Source organism: Anoxybacillus sp. LAT27 (assembly GCF_022030075.1).
GTDB lineage: Bacteria > Bacillota > Bacilli > Bacillales > Anoxybacillaceae > Anoxybacillus > Anoxybacillus kestanbolensis.
In genome coordinates, this window is sequence record NZ_JAIWYK010000097.1 from 1 (window position 1) to 330 (window position 330).

A 330-nucleotide genomic window follows, 5' to 3' on the forward strand; every position below is an offset into this window, starting at 1 on the left:
TTGGAAAGAGGTCGGCCAGCACATTTCCCATCTCATTCCGCTTGAACGCGACGATGAACTCGTCGCCGCTGTTCCAATCTCTTCCTTTAACACCGGGGAGCAGCTCGTCTTTGTGACGAAACAAGGGCTCGTAAAGCGAACGGAGCTCGCTCAATACCAAGTGCAGCGCTACACCCGCCCGCTTGTGGCCGTTAATGTGAAAGAGGATGATGACGTCATCGCCGTCTACGCGACGGATGGATGCGGCCATCTTTGGCTTGCGACGCATGATGGACATGCGCTCTTGTTTGCCGAGGAGGAGATCAGCCTTGTTGGCGTGCGCGCGGCTGG

Annotated in this window: 1 protein-coding gene; it reads left to right on the forward strand. The window is 57.0% G+C overall.

Going from position 1 to position 330, the window contains the following annotated elements; translation table 11 throughout:
- The coding region (locus LD028_RS08670; protein WP_275949114.1) for a DNA gyrase C-terminal beta-propeller domain-containing protein at positions 1-330 on the forward strand (330 nt) is incomplete at both ends.